The sequence below is a fragment of the Pseudomonas cichorii genome (assembly GCF_019719005.1).
Taxonomy (GTDB): domain Bacteria; phylum Pseudomonadota; class Gammaproteobacteria; order Pseudomonadales; family Pseudomonadaceae; genus Aquipseudomonas; species Aquipseudomonas cichorii_E.
In genome coordinates this window covers 1-23,063 of sequence record NZ_JAIGPJ010000050.1, presented here as the reverse complement: position 1 = coordinate 23,063, position 23,063 = coordinate 1, and the positions used below count along the sequence as shown (strand labels likewise).

Here is a 23,063-nt window from a genome sequence, read left to right as displayed (position 1 = left end):
CCCTAGGAGCGACCGCCCGGTCGCTCCTACAGGATGGGGATCAGGTGCGGTATTCGGCGTTGATCTTCACGTACTCGTGGGACAGGTCGGTGGTCCAGATCGTTTCGCTGCAATCGCCGCGGCCCAGCTCGATACGGATGGTGATTTCTTCCTGAGCCATGACTGCCGAACCCTGTTCCTCAGTGTAGGTCGTGGCGCGGCAGCCTTTGCTGGCGATACACACGTTGCCCAGGAACACGTCGATCTTGCTCACGTCCAGATCCGGTACGCCTGCACGACCCACCGCCGCCAGGATACGGCCCCAGTTAGGGTCGGAAGCGAACAGCGCGGTCTTGATCAGAGGCGAGTGAGCCACGGCATAGCCGACATCCAGGCATTCCTGGTGGTTACCACCGCCATTGACTTCAACGGTCACAAACTTGGTCGCGCCTTCGCCGTCACGCACGATGGCCTGGGCCACTTCCATGCAGACGTCAAAGACCGCTTTCTTCAAGGCTTCGAACAGCGGGCCCTTGGCTTCGGTCACGGCAGGTACGTCGGCCTGACCGGTGGCGATCAGCATGCAGCAGTCGTTGGTTGAAGTGTCGCCATCGATGGTGATGCGGTTGAACGACTTGTTCGCGCCATCGCGGATCAGGTCCTGCAATACGCTCTGGGAAACCTTGGCGTCGGTCGCGATGTAACCGAGCATGGTCGCCATGTTCGGACGGATCATGCCCGCGCCCTTGCTGATGCCAGTCACGGTGACGGTGACGCCCTCGTACTGGAACTGACGGCTCGCGCCTTTTGGCAGGGTGTCGGTGGTCATGATGCCGGTCGCGGCAGCAGCCCAGTTATCCACAGACAGATCATCAAGAGCGGCCTGCAAGGCGCCTTCGATCTTTTCCACAGGCAACGGCTCGCCGATGACGCCGGTGGAATAAGGCAGCACAGCGCTGGCATCGACGCCTGTCAGTTCTGCAAGACGGGCACAGGTGCGGGTCGCAGCCGCCAGGCCTGGCTCACCGGTACCGGCGTTGGCGTTGCCGGTGTTGGTCAGCAGGTAACGCACAGGGCCTTGTACGCGCTGTTTGGCCAGGATGACTGGCGCGGCGCAGAACGCGTTCAGGGTGAACACGCCGGCAACACTGGAACCTTCGGCACATCGCATGACTACAACGTCCTTGCGACCCGGGCGTTTGATGCCGGCAGAAGCAATACCCAGTTCAAAACCGGGAACCGGGTGCAATGTAGGCAAAGGACCAAGACCAACAGCCATGGGTGCGCTCCTTGAGCAGTATCTGCGCCGTCCGTATCGGTACGGCAATCTAATGAAAAAACGCCGCGACGGGTAAGCCGGTCGCGGCGCGGGTATTACAGCGTCAGAGCCTTAGCCGATCTGGCCGTGACAGTGCTTGAACTTCTTGCCTGAACCACACCAGCACAACTCGTTGCGACCCAGTTTCATGTCGTTGCGAACCGGTGCGCTAGCAGCGGCAACAGCTACATCACCGCCCTCTTCAGCCAGTGCAGGCTGATCGAGACCTGGCGCTTCGGCATGCTCGAACTGCATGCGCTTGGCGAGTTCTTCGGATTCGCGACGCAGACGCGCCTCTTCTTCCTCTGGGTCTTCGCGACGAACCTGGACATGGGACAGCACGCGAATGGTGTCGCGCTTGATGGAATCCAGCAGCTCCTGGAACAAGGTGAAGGACTCGCGCTTGTATTCCTGTTTCGGGTTCTTCTGGGCGTAACCGCGCAGGTGAATACCGTGACGCAGGTGGTCCATGGTCGACAGGTGGTCTTTCCACAGATCGTCCAGAACGCGCAGCAGGATCTGCTTCTCGAAAGTACGCAGGGCCTCGGCACTGGCCTGATCTTCTTTCTCGGTGTAGGCCACCATCAGCTCTGCCAGAATCTTCTCGCGCAGGGTTTCTTCGTGCAGGTTATCGTCTTCGTCGAGCCACTGCTGGATAGGCAGTTTCACGGCGAAATCGCTGTTGAGCGACGCTTCCAGACCAGCCACATCCCACTGCTCTGGCAGCGATTGTGGCGGAATGTGCTGGCTGATCAGACCACTGAGCACTTCTTCGCGGAAGTCGCTGATGGTGTCACCGATGTTGGTGGCCGCCAGCAGGCTGTTACGCATGTGGTAGATCACTTTACGCTGCTCGTTGGCAACGTCGTCGAACTCGAGCAATTGCTTGCGGATGTCGAAGTTGCGACCTTCTACCTTGCGCTGGGCCTTTTCGATAGCGTTGGTCACCATGCGGTGCTCGATCGCTTCGCCGGACTGCATGCCCAGGGCTTTCATGAAGTTCTTCACCCGGTCAGAGGCAAAGATGCGCATCAGGCTGTCTTCAAGCGACAGATAGAAACGGCTGGAACCGGTATCGCCCTGACGACCGGCACGACCGCGCAACTGGTTGTCGATGCGGCGCGATTCATGGCGCTCGGAAGCGATAACGTGCAGGCCGCCCGCCTCGATCACCTGCTGATGGCGTTTCTGCCAGTCAGCCTTGATCTGTGCGATCTGCTCGGGAGTCGGGTCTTCGAGGTTCGCCACTTCGACTTCCCAGTTGCCGCCCAACAGAATGTCGGTACCACGACCGGCCATGTTGGTGGCGATGGTCAGCGCGCCCGGACGACCGGCCTGGGCGATGATTTCTGCTTCCTTCTCGTGGAACTTGGCGTTCAGGACCTTGTGATCGATACCTTCCTTCTTGAGCAGGTTGGACATGTGCTCGGAGGTTTCGATGGTCGCTGTACCCACCAGTACCGGACGGTTCTCGGCCAGACAGGCCTTGATATCGGTAACGATGGCCGCGTACTTCTCTTCCGCCGTCAGGTAGACGAGGTCGTTGAAGTCCTTGCGCGCCAGGGCCTTGTTCGGCGGGATGACCATGACCGACAGGTTGTAGATCTGATGGAACTCGAACGCTTCGGTGTCGGCTGTACCGGTCATGCCGGACAGTTTGTTGTACAGACGGAAGTAGTTCTGGAACGTGGTCGACGCCAGGGTCTGGCTTTCGGCCTGAATGTTCAGGTTTTCCTTGGCTTCGATGGCCTGATGCAGGCCTTCGGACAGGCGACGCCCCGGCATGGTACGACCGGTGTGCTCGTCGACCAGCAGGATCTGACCGTCCTGAACGATGTATTCGACGTTGCGGTTGAACAGCGTGTGAGCGCGCAGACCGGCATAGACGTGGGTCAGCAGGCCCAGGTTATGCGCCGAGTACAGGCTCTCGCCTTCAGCCAGCAGACCGACTTCGGTCAACAGCTCTTCAATGAACTGGTGACCGGCTTCGTTCAGCTCGACCTGACGGCTCTTCTCGTCGATGGTGTAGTGGCCCGGCTTGGTGACCTCGCCTTCCACCTCTTCGATGTGACGCTCAAGACGCGGAATCAGACGATTGATTTCGGTGTACAGACGGGAGCTGTCTTCAGCCTGACCGGAAATGATCAGCGGCGTACGGGCTTCGTCGATGAGAATCGAGTCGACTTCGTCGATCACACAGAAGTTGAGTTCGCGCTGGAACTTGTCTTCCATGCTGAACGCCATGTTGTCGCGCAGGTAGTCGAAACCGAATTCGTTGTTGGTGCCGTAAGTGATGTCGGCAGCGTAAGCGGCGCGCTTCTCTTCCGGTGGCTGGAATGGCGTGACGATCCCCACGGTCAGGCCGAGGAATTCGTACAGCGGACGCATCCAGTTGGCGTCACGACGAGCCAGGTAGTCGTTCACGGTAACCACGTGGACGCCCTTGCCGGCCAGTGCGTTCAGGTAAACAGCCAGCGTACCTACCAGGGTTTTACCTTCACCGGTACGCATTTCAGCGATCTGACCTTCGTGCAGGGTCATGCCGCCGATCAACTGGACGTCGAAGTGGCGCATGCCCATGACACGCTTGCCCGCTTCACGCGCAACCGCGAAAGCTTCTGGAAGGAGCTTATCGAGGGTCTCGCCTTTGGCTATGCGGGCCTTGAACTCTTCGGTCTTGGCACGCAGTTGCTCGTCCGAAAGGGCCACCATTTGCTCTTCGAAGGCATTGACGACTTGTACCGTCTTGAGCATGCGTTTGACTTCACGCTCGTTCTTGCTTCCAAAAAGTTTTTTTAACAAAGGCGCAAACATATCGACAGGATCTTCCACACATAGGAATGGAGGGCGGCCCCGTGAGTCGCCCGTGCAGCCTCATGGCCGCATGCGAACGAGCATTCTACCCGGAAACGGTGGTGAGGAAAGTGGCGTTATTCCACGATGCTGGCACAGCGCTGTTACGGGGCAGTCTTACAATGGGGCCATTATTCAGCACTTCAACCCGTCAAGGGCCGAAGTTACTCGTTGATTTGCATATAAAAGCACGGAAAGCCCTCTGAACGAAGCTGCAAGAACGCTTTCTGTTAACATGAAGACTTTGTCATCCCCCGGCAACGCACCCATGGCCTTTCGTCCCCTCACTGCCAGAGCCCCCGCCGTCCTGCTGCGCGACGCCAAGCCGCTCAAGGCCATTTTTCGCCATGCCGAGCGTCTGAGCCACCTTCAGCGCCTGCTCGAAAGCCAGTTGCAGCCTGCCGCACGGGAACACTGCCATGTAGCTTCGTGGCGCGAAGGTACCCTGTTGCTGATCGTGACTGACGGCCACTGGGCAACGCGCCTGCGCTATCAGCAAAAGCGTCTGCAGCGGCAATTGGTCGCTTTCGACGAGTTCGCCAGCCTGATGCGGATTATCTTCAAGGTACAGCCTCCCACCGTGGCCAGGGGTGCCGTCGGTCACACCATCGACCTGTCGCCTGCCGCGGCGGAAAGTATCCAGGCCACCGCAGACGGGATCAGCGACCCGAAATTGCGCGCCGCGCTGGAGCGTCTGGCCAGTCACGCCAAGGACAAGAAGTAAGCGTCAGCGCTTGCCCAAAACCGTTTCAAATTGCGACGAGCCCGCCTTGAGCATCCCGGCCTGAACCAGCAGCGGTGTCACCATCGCCGTCGGTTCGACCTGACCGCTCACCTTCATCCGACGGGTTACTGGTTCCAGACCGATCTCGAAACGATGCTCCCCCTCGCGCCGGATATCGGCCAACAGTTTCAATCCATCCCGACACTCAAGCCTGAGGTGAGCGTTGCCCAGCACCACCATCCAGGGCGACAGCACGGCAAGGTTCTGCCCTTCAAGACTCCCTTCACCAGACGTACATTTCGCGCCACGGCCCTGCATCAGCAAACGCCCTTGCCAGCGACCATCCACGACGTAGGCCATGGCCGGGGTAACAAGACTGCCAGCGGGCGCAAGCTCGGCAGCCCACGCCCAGGGCCAGCCTTGCAACTTGAGTTCCCAGACTTGCTGCTGAAATCCGGCGCTCACCAGGCCTTGTCCCATCCAGGGCCGAAGGTTCCAGCTCACAGGCCCGACGCTCCCCAGTCGCTCGGCTCGTCCGTACCACAGGGTCCCGGCAACGCCCTGCGGCTGCCAGCCAGGCGTCCACTGGACGAAACGGACCAGAAAGGCGGCGGGCATATTCAGCACAAGCGTCAGGACAAACACCAGCGCGCCGAGCATCCATAACGTGCGGCTCATGGAAGCCTCCCCGCACGCCCGACATCCAGGCTGAACACCAGACTCTGATGACCCTGTTCGAGGCTCCAGCGCAGCGGTCGCCCGCCTTGCTCCTGAATGCTGCGCATCAGTTGCGCCAGAGGTTCGGCGCGGCTCAACTCGCCTTGCAACTGCCAGATATCGCCTCGCTGCTCGACCCGTGTCAGTACCAGCCCTCGGGCACCGGCCAGCGCCTGCCAGTATTCGGCAGTAAACGTCGGGCCGGGGCTCAGCGCCTGAGCCTGCTGCGCCAGAAGGGGCCACTGACGCAGGTCCTTGCCCCAGGCCAGCAAGGGACGGCCGATCAGCACCAGCAATAACGTCAGCACAACGACCCAACCCGCCAACAGAGCGTAACGCCGGGCAGGCGGCAAGGCGGCGAAAGCGTTTGAAGCCCGCTGAATCAATGCATTCATGGCTGCCCATCCAGATTGAAATTGAGCGTCAGCAGGGAGTTTTTTTCATTGGCCTCAACGCTGACCTTCGCCCCCGCCGCCTTGGCCATGGCCTGCCAATGAGTCGTGTCTGGAGGTGAAGCATTGCCGCTCAGCACCAGTCGCAGGGTTCGCCCATCGAAGTAAGTGCCGGACACGCCCCAGTCCTTGTGGCTGTCGAGCCACAGCGCCATGGCCTGTTCCAGTTCGACGATCTGCTGCTGACGGCTTCGCCAGTCGGTCTGCTGCGCCTGAAGACGAGACAACACTCTCGCCCCCTGCTGGGCGCTGCTGACCGGACCGGTCAAGGCTTCAACCTGAGCTTTCCAGACCGGCACCTGCTGCCAGAACTGCCCCAACGCCAGCACGCCCCAACCGAGAGCCAGCGCAGCACAAACACCTGCCAGACGAAGCCGGGTTCTGCCAAATGGCAACGCCCGACGCTGAGCTTTTGGACGACGATTACCCGAGCGTCCCAACAGATTGGGCAAACGACTCAACGCTGCCCATTGGGAAGGCCAAGGCCCGCTCACTTCCTCGCACGGCTGTCGCCAGTCTTCAGGCGGCTCACCCAGCACATCCGGCCATATCAGCCAATGTTGCACGCCATTGTCAGCGCCGCGTATCAGACAACTGACTTCAGGACGCGACCAGCGCAGCATCTCGCCTGCGGCCTGCGTCGGCAGCAATTGCAACTCGGCCCACAGGTAATCGGGCGCTACGCCCAGCGCTTCGCACTCGCTCAGCCAGCGCTGAACCTGTGCGCGCTCCACCACCAGCAATTCCAGATGCCCGGCAACCCGCGACAGGCAACTGACCTGCACCGCTTCGGCAGGCTGTTGCAGCAGGTCCTCCAGTAACATCGGCCACTCATGAGGCCTGAGTCCCGGTGGCGCAGGCACCTGAAAATGGCTGCACTGCGCGGCGGGCATGATCAACGCGAGGGTGTCCTGCAGAAAATGCGCTGGCGGCGGCCAGTCGCCCTGCTCGGTTCCCGGCAGACGCCGCCATTGCCAGGCACCCGAGGCGGCAGGACGCAGCAGCAACCAATGACGCTGCGCACGGCGTTTGAGACTCCAGCGTTCAAACATCATGGGCGGCTATCGGGCAAGCTGAAGGTGCAGACATAAGGCGCTCCATGACGCTCGAATTCGAGTCGCACGCCCCGGTCGGGCTGAAGTGCGACAGTGGAAGGGAACGCCAGCCAGCGGGTCCCCTGATAAAAACTGAAACTGACCTTGTCGACCTCATCCAGATGTTCGCGACGCTCCCAACGAGGCGCGCCGACCGCATACAGATCAGCCGATGTCCACAGGCTCAAACGCCGCTCCCGCTCATTGAACTCCAGCCGTTGCCGCTGGGATCTCGACTGGCCTTCAGCCTCGGGCAAGGCGGTCATGGCGACCCAACCCAGTTGATTCGCGGCCGGGTCCCAATCGAGCCAGCTCACCGGCAACGGCAGGCGCTTTTCATACAAACGGCGCAGCACCAGCGAATCCAGACGCCGCTCCAGCGCCAGGCAAAACTCCAGCACCACCGGCTCATTGCCCGGCTCGGCCAGGCGCTCGCGAACCTTGATCCAGCCATTCACCAGCGCAGCCAGCACCACACCGACCACCGCCGTCAGCGCCATGGCCACCAGCAATTCGATCAGGGTCAGCCCGCGCTGGCCACGACTCACGGCCGCACCAGAAAGACGGTGTAACTGCCAAGCGGCTCGCGCTCGTCACGGGCGGCGAACAGCGCCAGTTCACCACGACGCAAATGCTGAACACCGGTCATGCCCAGGGTCATGCGCCAGTAACAAACTCTGTCGCCCTGCTGCAACTCGCCACTGACCTTGTTGATCTGCGGCCAGTAGCGCTCGACACCGAAACGCGCCTCCAGCTCACGGGCACACAGGGCACCGAGTCGATGTTGCTGAACGGCCTGATGCACGGTGATGCGCTGGCGCAGCATCTGGCTGACCATCATGGTCATGACCGCCGCGATGCCCAGCGCCACCATCACTTCCAACAGGGTGAAACCGCGCTGGCGTTTCATGGCAGCTTGACCTGGGTCAGGCTGTTGTCGGTGCGCCACTCCCAACGCTGTCGCCCTTCGGGCCAGTGCCAGTTCAGATTGACCGCTGTGGCCACGCCCGATGGCGTGAATATCACGCGGGGCTCGTCAGACACCGGCCAGTCCGCCTGTAATCCTTCAGGCCAGGACGTCATGGGCGACGTATCCACGATCCAGCGGGTCTGGTCCTTGCGGACGAACTCCGGCTGACGACCATTCCAGCGCATTCCCGATACCTGACCGCTATGCCGCGCCTGCGCCGCTTGAGTGCGGGCCTCGGCCGCCAGTTTTTCCAGGGCCTGCTGCATCGGTGCATGGCCTGAATCCAGCCAGGCCACGCTCAGGGCACTGAACAACCCGATGATCAGCAACACCACCAGAATCTCCAGCAATGAAAAGCCCTGCGAAACCTTCACGCCTAGAGGTTCCAGTTCCCGATATCGCCATCGGTGCCTTCACCGCCCTGCGCGCCATCGGCCCCTAGCGAGTAGATATCGATGCGTCCATGTTCGCCGGGCGCACGATAGTGATACGGGTTGCCCCACGGGTCCGCTGGCAGGCGACGGATATAGCCGTCGGCCCGCCATGAGCGTGCCAGTGGCTCGACCGTGGGCGCGCTGGTCAAGGCAGCCAGGCCTTGGTCGGTACTGGGATAGCGCAGGTTGTCGAGGCGATACATGTCCAGCGCCTGCTCAAGGGTGGACAGGTCGGCCAGGACTTTCTGGCGCATGGCCTTGTCCTGATTGCCCAGTACGCTGGGCGCAACCACGGCGATCAACAGGCCGATGATGAAAATCACCACCATGATTTCCATCAGCGTGAAACCGCGCTGACGGCGTGAGGCTGGCTTGGGCATAAGACGGTTCTCCATGAGTCAGAAAGTAAGTCCCTGGTTGAGCTGCATGATCGGCAACAGCACGGCCAGGACGATGAACAGCACCACACCGCCCATCACCAGAATCATCAAGGGCTCGAACAAGGCCATGAGCATGTCCACGTTGCGGGTAAAGCCGCGCTCCTGGTTGTCCGCCACCCGTTCGAGCATGTCCGGCAAGGTCCCGCTGGCCTCGCCGCTGGCGACCATGTTGAGCAGCAGCGGCGGAAAGTGGCCGGCAGCGTTCAGGGCGCGGTGCAGGCTGACGCCGCCCTCGACCTGTTCACGAACGGTTTCCAGCGCCCGATGCACTTCGCGGTTGCTCACGGTGGCAGTGGCCACGTGCAGGGCTTCGAGCAACGGCACGCCGCTGCCCACCAGAATCGCCAGACTGCGGGCCAGCCGTGCGCTTTCCAGCACGGTCAGCAACGGGCCGACCTTGGGCAGGCGCAGCAGGCTGCGGTCCATGCGCAATCGCCAATGGGCCTTGCGCAACAGGAAACCCGCACCCACTGCGGCCAATAACGCCAGCACCAACAGCCACGGGCCGACATGCACCAGCCCTTCGCTGATGCCGATCAGCAATTGCGTAATCAGCGGCAGGCTCTGCCCGGTATGACTGAATTGCTCGGTGAGCTTGGGGACCACAAACGTCATCAGGCCAACGACCACGGCCAGCGAAACCAGCATCAGCACCGCCGGATAGATCATGGCGGTACGGGCCTTGTGGCGCTGACGCTGGACCTGCTCAAGGTGCTCGGCCAGACGCTCCAGCACCGGTGCCAGCTTGCCGGAGCGCTCGCCCGCCTCCACCAGCGCGCAATACAGCCCCGTGAACAGGCCACCTTGTCGACGCAGGCTTTGCGCCAGGCTGTGCCCTTCACCCAGAGCGCCGCGCACGGCCACCAACAGGTTGCGAATCGCGGGTTCGGCCAGTTGCCGTTCGAGTGTCGCCAGGGCATCCACCAGCGCAATTCCGGCACTGAGCAGCGTCGACAACTGGCGTGTCAGTTCACATAACTGGGTGTGATTGAGGCGCTGGCCGCGAGGGCTGCGCGAGGCTGAATCCTGAATCTGCAAGTCACGGGCGAACAGGCCTTGTTCACGCAAGAGCTGTCGGGCGTGACGCTCGCTTTCCGCCTGAAGGCTGGCCTTGCGCGTACGGCCTGCCGGGTCGAGCGCCTGATAGCGATAAGTCGGCATCGGTCAGCCCCGCACAGCGCGCAAGACCTGCGCCAGACTGGTTTCGCCACGCCGCAGGCATTCGGTAGCCATGGCCACAAGGCTCTGTCGCTTGTCGGCCAGGTATTCCTGCATCGCCACTTCGCTGGCGCCGTCGTACAGCAAGGCAATCAGGCCGGCGTCCAGCTCGATGAATTCGTACAACCCCATGCGACCGTCATAGCCGCTGCCCTGGCAGGCGTCGCAGCCTTGAGGGTGAAAGCTTTCGGTGAGCCCGGCCAGTTCCGGCCACAGCATCCGCTCGGCGTCCTGCAAGGGTTGCGCAACGGCGCAATGACACAAACGACGCACCAGTCGCTGGGCCAGCACGCCCTTGAGGGTCGATGCGATCAGGAAAGGTTCGATGCCCATGTCCCGCAAGCGCGTCACCGCGCCCACCGCGCTGTTGGTGTGCAAAGTGGAAAGCACCAGGTGCCCTGTGAGGCTGGCCTGCACAGCAATCTGCGCCGTTTCCCGGTCGCGGATTTCGCCGAGCATAATGACGTCAGGGTCCTGGCGCAGAATGGCCCGCAAGCCATTGGCAAAGGTCATTCCTGCCTTGGGATTGATCGCAGTCTGGCCGATGCCGGTGATCGCGTATTCGACCGGATCTTCAACGGTCAGAATGTTGCAGGAACCATCGTTGAGGCTGTTCAGGCTCGCGTAAAGCGTGGTGGTCTTGCCCGAGCCCGTCGGGCCGGTGCTGAGCACGATGCCGTTGGGCCGTTGCAGACAGGCTCGCAGCCCTTGCTCCACGTCAAACGGCATGCCGAGGTTGCCCAGGTCCAACAGGCTCGCCTGCTTGTCCAACACCCGCATCACCACGCGCTCGCCGTGAATGCCCGGCAAGGTCGAAACGCGAATGTCCACTTCACGCCCGGCAGAGCGCAGGGTAATCCGGCCATCCTGAGGCTGGCGTTTTTCGGCGATATCCAGCCGGGCCATGACCTTGATCCGCGACACCAGCATCGTCGACAACGCACGTGGCGGGCGCAGCACTTCACGCATGTGCCCGTCGATGCGCAAGCGAATCACCAGACTCGCCTCGAAGGTTTCCACATGAATATCCGAAGCCTGCAAACGCAACGCTTCGCCGAACAGGCCGTTGATCAGGCGAATCACCGGCGCGTCGTTATCGTTCTCCAGCAGGTCTTCGATCTTGGGCAGTTCGCTCATGAGGCTGTCGAGGTCGACCTGCTCGCCAATCCCGTCGATCAATGCGGCGGTGGCCGACTCGCCGGCCTGGTACAGCACGCCCAGCCGGGTTTCATAATCCTGGGTCGAAAGATGCTCCACCGCGTTTGGCACGCCATGCACGCGCATCACTTCCTGCAAGGTGTCGGTGTCGCTGCCGGCACGCAGCCATAGCTGCCAGCCCGTATCGGTCGGCACTCTGGCGACGCCGCTCTGGCGTGCCATGCGATAAGGCAGCAACGCGTTCACCATGCGCCCTGATCCAGACGTTCGCGGCTCGCCGGAAACAATTGCAGCAGCGGATCGCCCTCGCTTGCACCCGGCAGCGCCAACGAAGTGCTGGCCTTGAGGTTGCGGTATTTCTCGCTGCTGAGCTGAGCCAGCGTCTCGCCGTCGCGCACGATGCGCGGGCGAATGAAGACCATCAGGTTCTGTTTGACCCGCTGGGTCGAGTCGGAGCGAAACAGCCGGCCCAGCACCGGAATGTCACCCAGCAACGGCACCCGTTGATCGCTGGTGGTGGACTCGTCCCCGATCAGCCCGCCGAGCACCACAAGCCCGTTGTCCTCGACCATGACTTTGGTCTTGATTTCGCGTTTGTTGGTGATGACATCGCTGGCCGTGGTGCTGTCGGCAATCGACGAAACCTCTTGCACGATGTCCAGGCGCACGGTGTTGTCGATGTTGATCTGCGGCTTGATGCGCAGCTTCACACCCACTTCCTTGCGTTCGATGGTCTGGTACGGGTTGGTGTTGTCCTGGGTCACCGAGCCGGTCACGAAAGGCACTTCCTGCCCCACCAGAATCGACGCCTCGGCGTTATCCAGCGTCAGCAAGGTCGGCGTCGACAAAAGATTGAAACCGCTCTGGCTTTTCAGGGCATTGAGCAAGGCCAGAAAATTCAGCCCGCCACCGCTCAGGTTGCCGACCCCGGCTGTCACACCCTGGACCCCGGCCAGCAATTGCCCCAGGCCGGCCGTGTCCCCGGACTGTGCCAGCGCGCCCACGCTGGTGACGCTCGGCGCATTATTACCGCTGAAATTGATTGCACCGCCCCCGAAATTGTTGCCCTGAAACAGCCATTGCACGCCCAGTTCCTGAGCGCGGGTGTCCGACACTTCGGCAATGATGGCCTCGACCACCACTTGCGCACGCCGAATGTCCAGTTGCTCGACGATGCTGCGATAGGCCGTCAACTCGCTGTCCGGCCCGACCATCACCACGGCATTGGTGCCTTCCTCGTATTCCATGCGAATGCCCGAAGTGCTCACCGGCACAGACTTCTCACTTCCCTGAGCCGATGAGGTCGGCGCGGCAATGTCCTGACTGAGGCCGCGCAGGACCTTGACCACTTCCGCCGCATTGGCATGGCGCAGGTAGATCACCACGGTATTTGCGTTGTGCAGCGGGTCGTAGGGTTTATCCAGTTGCTTGAGCAAGGCCCGCACCCGTGCGCGGCTGTCGGTGCTGCCGCGTACCAGCAAGGCATTGCTGCGCGGGTCGGCCACCACTTGTGCGCTGTCGGCACCCTGCTCGCGGGCCAGCAGGCGCGTGACCAGTTGCGCGGTGTCGTTGGCATTGGCGTTTTTCAGCGGCAGCACTTCCAGGGGTTCCTGGCTGACCTGATCGAGCTGCACCAGCAGGCTGTCGATACGGTCCAGGTTGCTGCGCCAGTCGGTAATCACCAACAGGTTGGCCGAAGGGTACGGCGTGATCACGCCCACTCGCGGGTCGATCAGCGGCTTGAGGATATTGAGCATCTGTTCGCTGGCAGCGTTGCGCACGTTGAACACGCGGGTCGCCATGCCATCGTTGGCCTGCGACGCATTACGGCCCGCCTCCACCGGCACGGGCTCAAGGCGAGCCGCCTGATCGGGCACAATCTTCACGCTGCCGTTTGGCAGGTCAACCGCCGCGAAACCCTGAGCGCGCAATTGAGCCAGAAAAATATCGTAGATCTCTTCACTGCCCAGCATCTCGCTGCTGCGCACCGTGACCTTGCCTTTGACCCGCGGGTCGATGATGAAGGTGGTGTGGGTAATGCGCGAAACGCTGTCGATGAACTCGCTGAGTTCGGTATCGACAAAGTTGACCTCGTACAAAGGCTCTTCTTCGGCACTCACACCGGTCAGGGTCAGAGCACACAGCAGGAGGGCAAGACGCAGCGGTTGCTTGAGACGAGAGGAAGTCATTGCTTATCCCTGTTGCTTGAAGCCGAAGGACGGCCGTTGCGCAGGCCATGGCAAACGTTCGAGCTTGCCGTTGTTGTCGAACACCATGCCCAGCTCATCGATGTCATGCAGAGAAACGCCGGGAGCCAGCTTCTGACCGCGCCCCAAGGTGCGCTGGCGTTGCTCGAAACGTAGCACCACTACCGTGGCGCTCAGGGGAATGGCCTTGAGGCTGCCCAGGTATTCGATGCCCAGCGTGGTCAGTGGCAATTCATTGCTGAGAACGGGACCGGCTCGCCAGTGGCTGCTCAACAGACCGGCCACTGGAGCCGGGGCCGCGCTACCGGTGACGGGTCGCGCCAGACCATGCCAGGCCTGCAACACACACTGTGCCGCCAGCCAGCCGACCAGCATCACCAGAAGCACATGGCTCGCCCAGACCAGACGAGTCATGCGGCAGACTCTCGTGGATGCCAGCCGGGATGGCCTTGTACGTAACGCATTCTGGGCAGTTGCAAAGGCGCGATGCGCCAGTCCGCAGGACGTTCACGAAGCCAGGCTTCAAGGTGCTGCCAGAGCGGCTGACCGGCCTGGGCGTCGAAACCCAGGCCAAAGGTGCGGCACTGCCCGGCGGGTTCGCCCACGCCATTGATCCGCTTGCCACCCGCGCTGTAAGTGACTTCCCATGAATGGCTCATCCAGCGCGGCAGGTCCTGGCTGTTGTCCAGCAACAACATATCGCCAAACATTTGCTCGGCGACGTTTTCCAGCACTTTGGGGACTTGTCTGGCCGGTACATTCACTACCGGAGCCGGATAGCTGCCGGTCAGGCTGATCAGGTGTTCGCGGGTAATCATCTGCCCTTGTGCAAGCGGGCTGTCGTAGCGCAGGCCCGGCAGCAACACGGCGCTGTCAGGACGCTCGGCCAATGCCTCATGCAGCAATCGGTCCCAACTGCCGCCGCGTACATCCCGACGCCAGAGGTTTTCCGGCGCACGGGCCAGTGGCTCGTCAAGCCAACCGGCATGGGCGGCGCGCTGTTGCTGGGCAAGCTGCCGGATGTGTTGCGCCTGAACCTGATCAGCCGCAGTCAAGGCGCCTTCCAGTGCTGCATGAAAGCGCGCCGTGAACTGCCATTGCCCGGCGACCTGCTGGCAACGAATGCGAAAAGCGCCACTGGCACGAGTCCCGCTCAATACCACGGGCACTCGCTTGCCGGAGGCTTGCATGATTTCTACCGGCTGCGGCCAGAGATCCTGACCTCGCGCGCACAACACCATGTCGATCTGCGACAGACGTTCAGCCAGCCAGATCCCCGACCCGGTGCCGACATCCGCCAAAGCGATCACCAGATCGGCATCGGCTCGGGCACGCTCAAGTGCCGGTTGCAGGCTGTCGTGCCATTGTTTGAGGGACAGTTTCTGATCGCGAGCGTAAGGGTCGGTCATGCCGACTACCGCAATGCGGATTCCGCCACGTCTGAAGAAAGCCACGGCTTCGGTGCCCAGCCGCTGACTCGCATCGCCAGCCAGGTCTGCACCAAGAACCGGATGGCCGAACTGGCGATACAGACCGGCACATTGTTGCGGCCAAAGCAGACGCTCATCACTGCTGACCCGCACTTCAGTGCCCAGCAATGCGCTGCCTTGCACGCCGGACTTTCCCTGAGTCAGATAGGCCAGGCCACTGCCATTCCAGCATTGGCCGTTCTCCAGCGTAAGGCTGTTGCCCTCACCCGCTTCGCTGCGAAAACGCTGCAGCAACGCGCCCAGCACCGGATAACCACCGGTTTCGACGTGCTGGCTCAGGCTGGCGTCGAGCAGGCTGTTGAGTGAGGTTTGATCGGGGGCGTGAACGCGGGCATTGGCCCCCGTGATCCAGGGTGCCTGGCCGATACGGGTCGCAGGCCCCAGATGCGTGGCGGGAACCACCGGCTTGCCAGGCTGGCGAGCATCCAGGGTGTCGGCCACATACAGCAGATCGACGTAGCTGCCGCTGGCCATAGAACCTCTGTACTGAAGGCTTGAGCAGGCCGACAGCAACGGTGCCATGGCACCTGCCGTCATCCATCCCAACACATCGCGCCGCGCCATTGAAGCCATCGTTCTTGTGTCCTGAGGCGAATCCTTCACAGGGGCGGCATATTGGCGATGGAAAATGACAGTTTGATGGCAGATTTTTAACCTCGGTCCTTATTGCCCCTCTGTAACAAAATGAAATAACTCCGACGACTTTTAGACGCTTTCTTAATAAAACTGCCAATGAATCATCACACTCGGCTTCTACAGTCCCGGTTCCTTTTCCAAACCTATTTCATAAAAAGGACCTGATGAATGAGTCGTAATACCGGCGATAACCAGAACCGCAACCTGAGTACCAACGAACCGCTGTCATCCGTGCTGGACACTTATCTGAGCCGTCGCAGCGTGGTACGCGGCGGGCTGGGTGCTGCCATTGCCATGATTGCGGGCGCCGGGCTGACCGGTTGCTTCGACAGTGGCAGCGATTCGAATGACGACCCGGCACCGACACCCGCTACACCAGCGGGTCTGAAACTGGGCTTCACCTCGATTCCCGGCTCGCGCACCGACGCCGTTACCGTGGCCGCCGGTTATACCGCTCATGTTCTCGCCCCATGGGGCACGCCGCTCAGCAATCTGGCCAACCCCTGGAAAAGCGACGGCAGCAACACCTCTACCGATCAGGCCAACTCCATGGGCATGCACCATGACGGCATGCATTACTTCCCTATCAACGGCAGCTCCACTGATGGCCTGCTGGCGATCAACTTTGAATACATCGACCAGAACGCGCTGCACCCGTCCGGCCCAACCCTGGTGGGCGGCGTTCGCCCGGCTGAAGAAGTGCGCAAGGAAATCAACGCCCATGGCGCTGGCGTCGTACGTATCAGCAAAGTCGGCAACCGCTGGCAGGTAGTGGAAAACGACCCGTTGAACCGCCGCTTCACAACGGCTTCGGTGATGAACCTGTCCGGCCCGCTCAAAGGCACCGATCACGTCAAGACCGTGTTCTCCACCGACGGCAGCCAGACTCGCGGCACCAACAACAACTGCGGCAACGGTTACACGCCATGGGGCACTTACCTGACCTGTGAAGAGAACTGGCCGGGGATTTTCGTCAACCGAGGCACCCGCCCAGCCGACCAGGTGCGTATCGGCATCGCCACCTCGAACGGCAACTATCGCTGGGAAACTGCCGCTGGCGATGCTTCCGAGGTCAACGGCGAATTCACCCGTTTCAACATCACCCCGTCCGGTGCCACTGCCACGGACGATTACCGCAACGAAGCCAGCACCTATGGCTATATCGTTGAAATCGACCCTTACAACGCCGGGACCCTGCCAGTAAAACGCACCGCGCTGGGCCGCTTCCGTCACGAAGGCTGCTGGCCGGGCCTGACCACTCCCGGCAAGCCGGTGGTTTTCTACATGGGCGACGACTCGCAGAATGAATACCTCTACAAGTTCGTCTCCACCGCACTGTGGGATGCAGCCGACGCCAACCCGAGCGATCGTCTGGCCACCGGTGCCAAATACATGGACAGCGGCAAACTCTATGTCGCCCGCTTCAACGCCGACGGCAGCGGCAACTGGCTGTTGCTCGACGTGGCCACAGCGACGACCGACAGCAGCACCCTGGGTGCCAAGTTCACCGACCTGCCAGGCATCATCCTCAACACCCGTGGTGCTGCGGATGCAGTCGGCGCAACGCCGATGGACCGTCCGGAATGGACAGCCGTCAACCCGCTCAATGGCGATGTCTATCTGACCCTGACCAACAACACCAGCCGCACCACGGCGAACGCTGCCAACCCGCGGGTCAACAACAGGCATGGGCACATTATCCGCTGGCATGATGCTGACGATCTTGTGTCGTTCACCTGGGACATCTTCGTCTTTGGCGCCAACGCTTCCGGCACAGCAGACATCAACCGCTCCGGCCTGACCGAACTGAACCAGTTCGCCAGCCCCGACGGCATGAGCTTCGATAGCCGTGGCGTGCTGTGGGTCCAGACCGACAATGGCGAATCCACCATCACCAGCTACACCAACGACCAGATGCTGGCGGTCATCCCCACCAACCTGCTGGATGCCCAAGGCAAACAGATTCCGGTCAATGCCCAGAACCAGGGCGACCTGCGTCGTTTCTTCGTCGGCCCCAATGGCAGCGAAGTCACCGGCCTGGCCTTTACGCCGGACAACAAGACCATGTTCGTCAACATCCAGCATCCCGATAACTGGCCATCGACCAATGTGGCGACCGACGTGACCGTCGGCACCGTACGACCACGCGCGTCAACGGTAGTGATCCAGCGGACGGATGGCGGAGATCTGGCGGTGTAGTTGGGACAAGAGCTGCAAGCGGCAAGTTGAGAGCTGCAAGTGCACGTCTGGCTTGCGGCTTGTAGCTTGCAGCTTCTTTACAACCCCCCTACTTTTCGCTCCCGCACCACCATTTCCTGTGCAGGCACCCGACTGTGCCATTTCACGATGCCCAGGGCTTCGGCGCGGTATTGGCTGTGAAACTTCTGACCATCCAGTTCCACTTCGATCTGCACCAGAAAATGGTCGCTATTGAGCTGCAAGCCTTCGCTCAGTCGGGCGAAGGCTTCATCGTCCATGGCGCCCATGGCCTGACGCAAGGCGCTGGCATCCAGATAACCTCCAGCCGGTCTGCCGCTGATCAAGCGGGTCAATTGCGAGCGCTCGACTTTCCCCTCGTACAAAGCTTCCAGCAGTGGCAATTCACTGAGGTTCAAGGCATTGGCATTCAACCGCCAGCCCGTGTTTTCCGGCAAGGCGCACAGTTGTGGATAACGTTGTTCGCGCTGGCTGTCGGCGGGTAGCAGCAGGTTCAATTCGCTGATATCGACCATCGACTGATTGGCCGCCAGACGCGGGGGCGACGAGCGCAGGTATTCGTTGTTTTCAGCACCGTACAGGCTGCTTTGATGATCGGCGTCGATCCAGTCAATCAGGCTTTGCGCCAGACGCTCAGCCGCCATATCCGCCCCCAACAGATAAACCAGTTGCTTTTGCGCACGCTCGGCCTCAGGCCCGATCAGGCTGTTGACGTTGAAGCAGCGGTGCAAATCGACAATCCGGATACTCGCCTTGCCACCCTTGAAGTCATAACTCAAAGGCTGCCCGCGCAGGGCCTGCCAGAACAACGGGCTGGCGCGCCACACCGGGTCCTTGAGCGCCTGCCCGGCAAAGGCCAGCGCAGCCTTTTCAATGGATCGCGCCTGCACCCGCTGCTGAAGCAAGCGCACGCTGTCCACCTCCTGCCGTCCCTGCTCGACCATCCAGGCCAGCCCGGCAGCCAGCATGGCCAGGGCAACCAGCACCATCAGCAGCGCTGCACCTTGTTGTCGGTTCTTGCTCATCGTCCAGCCTTGAATTTCGGGGGCAGCCCTCTAGTCAACAGCGGCAATGTTTCAGGCTGGTGGCAGATTTATGAAAAGGTCTTGATCGCGATGCGAGATACACCGATCAGTTAAGGCGTACATATCACTTGTGGGAGGGGCCTTGGCCGCGACGACCTGCTTGAAGCAACACATTTTCAATGCACTTCACCTCTCACTGACTCGCCATACAAGTGCCAGAGATTGCACCGCCACCTGATAGCGGTTTCCTACAAGCGCCTGTGAATTCCCCGATTACATACCAGCAGCGCCACGGCTAACCTCCACTCCGCTCGCTGCCAAATCAGCGACCGGGTTTGGCGACCCGATCAAGTAAATACTCCCCATCGCGGCGCAGTCGTTTTATTCTGTCGGCCACCGCGTTATGGCGGCTGTGTGCGGGAGGCCTTCGGGTCTGCCGGGTTTTCTACTTGCCGGTTCGCCAACCCTCACATAGCTGCCACCCATTGTTTGGCGACAATTCATGGCAGCTTCAATCCGTGATCCAAGTAGAGTGCCACCAATGCGGAATATCGCTCCAACGCCCCCCTGCACAGACCATTTTGAAGCCACCCTTTTCTCCCGCCACCACCGCATGCTGCGCGCCATCTTCAGCGAAGCCCAGGCATGGTTTTGTCTGGCCGACCTTGCCCGCTTGATGGGCCAGACGCTCGGTGAACGCTCAGCACTCAAGCTCGATGCCGATCAGCGACGGGTTGTCTGGTTGCAGGCTAATGGCAAGTGGCAAAAGCAATTGATGGTCAGCGAGTCAGGCGCATTTGCATTGCTGGTTCACCACTATGTTCCCGAAAACCGGGCGCTGCGGCAGTGGCTGACCCATGAAGTGCTGACGGTGCTGCATGCGCCGCAAAATGAAACGCTGGATAACCCCAGGCTCTGTCATTTGCAGTGGCCGGGCACGTCATTGAGCGTGATGCAATGGCGTGATGAGTCATGGATCAGGCTGCGGGATATGCCGAACATAGCGCCAGAGATTGCACCGCCACCTGAGCGTGGTTTCTGGCAGAGGATCGGGGCGCGTATCGACGACTGCTGGCTGGCAGACTGACATACAACCCTGAAGCATTGGTGACCACCTTTGACAGGCAGCCACCAACGTATTATTCCTCGCCCGACCAATACCAAAGCGTATCGCCCCATTTCGAGTCGCTGATGTTTGGCATTATTTCGCCTTGCTGGAAGTGGCGTCTTGAGTTGGCTTGGGCGGGGGTGAACCAGTAGCCGGTTTTGCTGCAGGGTTGGCCTGCGTCTATACGAGCGACTTGAGGTCCATTGGCGGGTTGAGAGCTTCTTGCGTACTCGACCAAATGCTTTGGATAAACCATGTGGTTAATTTTGCTGTCGTCTATGCCGTATAAAAAAGCAATAGCTCCAGCCTCGAAAGCCCAGTATCCGACGTAACTTCCTTCATCTCCATCCAAATGCGAATCGTGCCAAGGCGCTTGTTTGAATGCTGGGTACCACTGCTTGCAATACGTATCAAGTAGTTGTGATGCCTCCTCTTTTTCATCGGCGTATATAGCGTGAATCAAAGGCGTATAAACATCATGATACCATTCATCTACATCTTCACGCCCCGGCAAGAGCTTGCGGAGTAAATCCTCATAAAGAGTATCTTCCCCATTGTAGCCTGCATCATCCAATAGCTTGACAAATCTTTTTAGAAGATCCGTTCTATGAAGCAATATGCAGAGACTGAAAACCTGAACACACTCTTCAAATTGATATGGCCAGTCATCAATCGCAAGGGGGGAAATATTTTCAACCCCCTCAAGAATGGCAAGTTTACTCTGCCGCTCTTCGTATTTCGACACGAGATTTTCAAGCAAAGGTATCAGCGCAGAAATCTCCAAACCTGCCGTGTAAGATATAAATAGTTTTTTTAACGCCACTTTTTTAAAGTGACTGGCTCTTAACAATCCTTCTTGTTCAGGAGAGTCAGACTCAAACTTATTATGTGCCCAAAACTCTTCCGTTTCTTCGCTATAGGCTAAGAAATCTTTATACCTGAACTCACTAAGAAATTTTTGTCTCTTATTCATAATCACTATTACTCAACGGCCAGAGACGGTAGCTTTCCGTACTTTTCTGCAAGAGATCTTTTTCGTTTATTCACAAACGCCTTAATCTCGCTCTCGACATAATGAAAAGCAGAATGGCTAGCATGGGCGGCTTCATCGCTATTATTTTTTCGAGCCTCAGCATGCTGTTTGGGACTTTGCTTAGGATGATATAAAGGAGCATAAAATAAATGTCGACTGTAGGAAAGCATAACCTGATCAGCGAATCGCTCCGACACAGCACTATCAATATTTACCTCAATCCACTCCTTGCTCATTTGAACAAGAATTTCCTTTGGCTGTTTTGCAGGTTTGTCTTTTTTATCAGCCGTAGCGGGAGAGCTTTTTGAACGTGAGAGTTTGCCCTTTTTCTTTCCGGCAGGCGCAACTTGGTCAGTGTCTAACGGCTCAAGCAGCTCGCTTGGATCCGTAAGCCCCGAAACACCCAGTGTTGACGCGACACTGGGCTTACGGGTGTTATTGGATTTTCGCATAAACTTCGGTCCATCTTCATCGCGACTCGCTTTAGCCTCAACAATCGCGAATTTTTTTCCGTTGTTTGTAGCCGGATCGGCGCGCCAAACAGAATCGATACCGGTTCCATTCGCTCCATCTGTCAGCTTATATAGAACATGACGGGACTTAGGGCTACCACCTTTTGAGAGCTTCCCCAACTTATTCCCACTCGGCAATCCCTCCAGCCAATTCCCATCAGCACCCTTGTCATGCCCGTCCCAATCCTTGCCCCAACCGAACTCCACTGCGCAGATGTAGTCAGCAATATGTTCTCCACTAACTCCCAATCCTTCATTGCTAATGTCATAGAGTGAGCGAACACCTAACGTTGTCTGATCGTCTTTCTGAGACGCAGTACCGCTTGCCCCGTCTTTACCTTGAGTAGCCACGGTAGAATCTTTTGCCGCTGGCTTCTTACCCTGCGCGGGTTGACTGGTGCCTGACGCCATCCCAGAACTATTACGCTGCATCCCCTTCCACTTCACCAGCCGTTTCTCAACAATCCCCACCATCGCAGGCATATTGTCACGGGATGCCGCGAGGACGGTGACGACTGCGGTTTTTGCCCAGTTGGGCAGGCTCTGAAATGTAGACGAGCCCTTTACGCCGGTGATGATGTCGTCGAGTTCAGAGCTCAATTTGCCGGCATCGAAGACCTGTTTGAGCAGTTCTTCGGGGCTGGTTTTAATGCCACACTCTTGCAGCACGAAGCGCAGCAGGTCGAACAGCACCGGGGCGTAGCGTTGGGGGTCTTTGTTGACGATGCGCAGGCTTTTCTTCAGGCCATCACCCGGCCCTGGAATCCAGCCGATGACGGCCATCAACAGATCAAATTGCGCGTCTTCCTTGCCGTCGGTTGTCTCTGCGTTGTAGAGGACGATAGAGGATTCGATGGTGTCGTAGGCGTCGATGGCCTGCCCCAGAAACGGCACTGCGCCGAGTGCGATGCCTTTGGCCAGTTCAACGGCTGCTTCTTGGTAAGCGGCGCTACGGTCTTCGCCACCTTTGTTTGCGCCTGCGGCGACTTTCTGACTCATGCCAGCCTCCCTGCGGCTTTTTCTACCAATGCCTGTAAATCAACCTGATCCGGGTCCAGGCCGAGTTTGCGTAAATCTTCGTTCACCTTTTCGTCCGTGCTCTGAACGACAGCGACGCTTTCGCGACTGAACGGTCGTGGATCTTCGCCGTAATACACCTTGGCCGGGCCTTTGGGGACATCCTCCAGGCGGGCAAATCCGTCGTCGTCCAGTACGCCTTCTCGGGTCGAGCCATCGGCAAACTCAACGCGATAGGAGGCGCCGGGGACGGGCTCCAAGTTGTCGTAATGCAGGTTCAGTTCCAGCCAGGTCGGGTTGGCCTTGGCGGCTTTCATTAATTGCCCGGCTCTGTCGGCAGCGGCGAGGCCCGGAATCAGCGGAGCCAGAATACCGATCCCCGTCCCGTCTCCCGGCGACCCACCGGAATTGGTCTTCACCTGCGCCCCACTGATGGTCACGCCGCCAGCATCGATCTTGAT

At 59.8% G+C, this 23,063-nt stretch carries 20 protein-coding genes and 1 pseudogene; 3 read left to right on the top strand and 18 right to left on the bottom strand.

The annotated features are described in order from the left end of the window. Positions 1–40: 40 nt before the first annotated feature. Together argJ and secA are read right to left on the bottom strand one after the other, a co-directional pair. Positions 41–1,258 (bottom strand): bifunctional glutamate N-acetyltransferase/amino-acid acetyltransferase ArgJ, encoded by a 1,218-nt coding sequence (gene argJ / locus K5D32_RS24215; protein ID WP_025261706.1) that lies wholly within the window; start codon positions 1,256–1,258, stop codon positions 41–43. A gap of 111 nt (positions 1,259–1,369) precedes the next feature. Next, positions 1,370–4,111 carry a preprotein translocase subunit SecA gene (gene secA, locus K5D32_RS24210; RefSeq protein ID WP_221578703.1) on the bottom strand — a complete coding sequence of 914 codons (2,742 nt, stop codon included), beginning with the start codon at positions 4,109–4,111 and terminating at the stop codon, positions 1,370–1,372. 307 nt (positions 4,112–4,418) lie between these two features. Here secA and K5D32_RS24205 point away from each other — a divergent pair, with 307 nt between their 5' ends. Continuing rightward, positions 4,419–4,874, top strand: coding sequence for a DUF721 domain-containing protein (locus K5D32_RS24205; RefSeq protein WP_221578704.1), 456 nt, complete (start codon positions 4,419–4,421; stop codon positions 4,872–4,874). A 3-nt stretch (positions 4,875–4,877) separates the two neighbouring features. Here the strand turns inward: K5D32_RS24205 and K5D32_RS24200 are convergent, their stop codons facing one another. The 12 genes from K5D32_RS24200 to K5D32_RS24145 are packed head-to-tail and all read right to left on the bottom strand — an operon-like array spanning position 4,878 to position 15,627. Continuing rightward, the gene (locus K5D32_RS24200) at positions 4,878–5,552 is read right to left on the bottom strand and encodes a type II secretion system protein N (RefSeq protein ID WP_221602090.1); all 675 of its coding nucleotides are present in this window, start codon (positions 5,550–5,552) and stop codon (positions 4,878–4,880) included. Next, a complete protein-coding gene (gspM, locus tag K5D32_RS24195) occupies positions 5,549–5,986 on the bottom strand; it encodes a type II secretion system protein GspM (RefSeq protein ID WP_221602088.1) in 438 nt (145 codons plus the stop codon). The genes K5D32_RS24200 and gspM overlap by 4 nt, the downstream gene beginning before the upstream one ends. Next, positions 5,983–7,098 carry a type II secretion system protein GspL gene (locus tag K5D32_RS24190; protein ID WP_221602086.1) on the bottom strand — a complete coding sequence of 372 codons (1,116 nt, stop codon included), beginning with the start codon at positions 7,096–7,098 and terminating at the stop codon, positions 5,983–5,985. Before K5D32_RS24190 ends, gspM begins: the two co-directional genes overlap by 4 nt. After that, positions 7,095–7,685, bottom strand: a complete 591-nt coding sequence (locus K5D32_RS24185) for a PilW family protein (RefSeq protein ID WP_221602083.1) — start codon at positions 7,683–7,685, stop codon at positions 7,095–7,097. The genes K5D32_RS24190 and K5D32_RS24185 overlap by 4 nt, the downstream gene beginning before the upstream one ends. After that, positions 7,682–8,047 (bottom strand): type II secretion system protein, encoded by a 366-nt coding sequence (locus tag K5D32_RS24180; RefSeq protein ID WP_221602080.1) that lies wholly within the window; start codon positions 8,045–8,047, stop codon positions 7,682–7,684. Before K5D32_RS24180 ends, K5D32_RS24185 begins: the two co-directional genes overlap by 4 nt. Then, a complete protein-coding gene (locus tag K5D32_RS24175) occupies positions 8,044–8,481 on the bottom strand; it encodes a prepilin-type N-terminal cleavage/methylation domain-containing protein (RefSeq protein WP_221578710.1) in 438 nt (145 codons plus the stop codon). The genes K5D32_RS24180 and K5D32_RS24175 overlap by 4 nt, the downstream gene beginning before the upstream one ends. Positions 8,482–8,483: 2 nt before the next feature. Beyond that, positions 8,484–8,921 carry a type II secretion system major pseudopilin GspG gene (gene gspG / locus K5D32_RS24170; RefSeq protein ID WP_221578711.1) on the bottom strand — a complete coding sequence of 146 codons (438 nt, stop codon included), beginning with the start codon at positions 8,919–8,921 and terminating at the stop codon, positions 8,484–8,486. A gap of 18 nt (positions 8,922–8,939) precedes the next feature. After that, complete coding sequence (gene gspF / locus K5D32_RS24165; protein WP_221602079.1) at positions 8,940–10,142, bottom strand: type II secretion system inner membrane protein GspF; 1,203 nt, start codon at positions 10,140–10,142, stop codon at positions 8,940–8,942. Between the two features lie 3 nt (positions 10,143–10,145). Beyond that, the gene (locus K5D32_RS24160) at positions 10,146–11,594 is read right to left on the bottom strand and encodes a GspE/PulE family protein (RefSeq protein WP_221602104.1); all 1,449 of its coding nucleotides are present in this window, start codon (positions 11,592–11,594) and stop codon (positions 10,146–10,148) included. Positions 11,595–11,599: 5 nt separating this feature from the next. Beyond that, on the bottom strand, positions 11,600–13,546 hold the full coding sequence (gene gspD, locus K5D32_RS24155; protein WP_221602077.1) for a type II secretion system secretin GspD: 1,947 nt from the start codon (positions 13,544–13,546) through the stop codon (positions 11,600–11,602). A gap of 3 nt (positions 13,547–13,549) precedes the next feature. Continuing rightward, on the bottom strand, positions 13,550–13,978 hold the full coding sequence (locus K5D32_RS24150; RefSeq protein WP_221578714.1) for a pilus assembly protein PilZ: 429 nt from the start codon (positions 13,976–13,978) through the stop codon (positions 13,550–13,552). Beyond that, positions 13,975–15,627: a lipoprotein UxpA gene (locus tag K5D32_RS24145; RefSeq protein ID WP_221602075.1), complete on the bottom strand. Its 1,653-nt coding sequence runs from the start codon at positions 15,625–15,627 to the stop codon at positions 13,975–13,977. The genes K5D32_RS24150 and K5D32_RS24145 overlap by 4 nt, the downstream gene beginning before the upstream one ends. A gap of 231 nt (positions 15,628–15,858) precedes the next feature. Between K5D32_RS24145 and K5D32_RS24140 the strand changes: the two genes are divergently transcribed. Further along, positions 15,859–17,889, top strand: coding sequence for a PhoX family phosphatase (locus K5D32_RS24140; RefSeq protein WP_221602073.1), 2,031 nt, complete (start codon positions 15,859–15,861; stop codon positions 17,887–17,889). A 77-nt stretch (positions 17,890–17,966) separates the two neighbouring features. Here the strand turns inward: K5D32_RS24140 and gspK are convergent, their stop codons facing one another. Next, complete coding sequence (gspK, locus tag K5D32_RS24135) at positions 17,967–18,932, bottom strand: type II secretion system minor pseudopilin GspK (protein WP_221602072.1); 966 nt, start codon at positions 18,930–18,932, stop codon at positions 17,967–17,969. Positions 18,933–19,473: 541 nt separating this feature from the next. Here gspK and K5D32_RS24130 point away from each other — a divergent pair. Continuing rightward, entirely contained in the window at positions 19,474–20,019 is a 546-nt protein-coding gene (locus K5D32_RS24130; RefSeq protein WP_221593984.1) for a Bro-N domain-containing protein, read from the top strand. A 52-nt stretch (positions 20,020–20,071) separates the two neighbouring features. Here K5D32_RS24130 and K5D32_RS24125 read toward each other — a convergent pair whose 3' ends face one another. From K5D32_RS24125 to K5D32_RS24115, 3 genes and pseudogenes are all read right to left on the bottom strand, one after another. Continuing rightward, the gene (locus K5D32_RS24125; protein WP_221602071.1) at positions 20,072–21,013 is read right to left on the bottom strand and encodes a PoNe immunity protein domain-containing protein; all 942 of its coding nucleotides are present in this window, start codon (positions 21,011–21,013) and stop codon (positions 20,072–20,074) included. Between the two features lie 8 nt (positions 21,014–21,021). Next, positions 21,022–22,584, bottom strand: coding sequence for a hypothetical protein (locus K5D32_RS24120; RefSeq protein ID WP_221602070.1), 1,563 nt, complete (start codon positions 22,582–22,584; stop codon positions 21,022–21,024). Beyond that, positions 22,581–23,063 (bottom strand): annotated as a pseudogene (locus tag K5D32_RS24115) (type VI secretion system tip protein VgrG); the annotation flags it as partial. The pseudogene K5D32_RS24115 and the gene K5D32_RS24120, both read right to left, overlap by 4 nt.